At 47.0% G+C, this 864-nt stretch carries 1 protein-coding gene; it reads left to right on the top strand.

Annotation, left to right across the window (positions count from 1 at the left end; all coding sequences use genetic code 11):
• Positions 1-68: 68 nt before the first annotated feature.
• The gene (locus GO755_RS40675) at positions 69-839 is read left to right on the top strand and encodes an IS5 family transposase (RefSeq protein ID WP_157591172.1); all 771 of its coding nucleotides are present in this window, start codon (positions 69-71) and stop codon (positions 837-839) included.
• Positions 840-864: the final 25 nt, after the last annotated feature.

The raw sequence follows: 864 nt of genomic DNA, 5'->3' as shown, positions 1-864 counted from the left end.
AGAACGTGTTGGGGAATTGACAAGAGCTGGTAGTCGAGCCAACTTTGTATCGACCAAGAAACAGAGTAATGACCAAACAGTGGCAACCACTGACCGACTACCAGTGGGCGGCAATTTCGCCCTTTTTTAACCTTCAACGCAAGCGTCAGCATGATCTGCGTCAAATATTGGACGTTATTTTGTGGCTGTTACGAACCGGTTGTCAATGGCGTAATCTACCCCAAGAATGGCCTAATTGGCAGGCTGTCTACTATTATTTTGAGCAATGGAGCCATAACGGTACGTTCGAACGCATCAACTTGGCTTTGAATCAGCTGGATCGCAAGCGGGTCGATAAAGAAGCCTTTCCATCTGTTTTATGTATTGACTCACAAAGTATTAAGCTAAATCCTATGATTGGCGAACATCGAGGAACAGACGCAAATAAGCGCGTCAACGGCCGTAAGCGACAGTTGGTGGTTGACACCCAAGGCCGACTCTGGGTAGTGGCCGTTCACCCGGCTAATCAAGCCGATGGCCCGGCAGCAGTTTCGTTGATTAGTAATCTGCTTTGGCGAGCAGGTGAACGCTTAGAAAAAGTATATGGTGACCAATCCTACAATGGTGTTTTTGCCAAAGCCTTAGCCGATTGGTCGATTGATTTTGAGAAAGCCTCACGGCCTGAATCGGCCCAGGGGTTTATACCGGTCGCCAAACGCTGGGTGGTTGAGCGCAGCATTGCTTGGACCAATTACTTTCGTCGTATTGCCAAAGATTACGAGTATACGCTATTATCTTCGGTGAGTTGGCTGTATTTGGCTAATATTCAGCTGATGCTTCAGCGAAGTCAACCCAATTAAAAAAGATAATTCCCCAACACATTCT

Source organism: Spirosoma arboris (assembly GCF_009754945.1).
Classification (GTDB): domain Bacteria; phylum Bacteroidota; class Bacteroidia; order Cytophagales; family Spirosomataceae; genus Spirosoma; species Spirosoma arboris.
This window is presented reverse-complemented; position numbering and strand designations above follow the sequence as displayed.

What these genes read in the sequence shown, in the direction of transcription:
- GO755_RS40675 (WP_157591172.1), top strand. Translation starts at nt 69, where the DNA reads ATGACCAAACAGTGGCAACCACTGACCGACTACCAGTGGGCGGCAATT.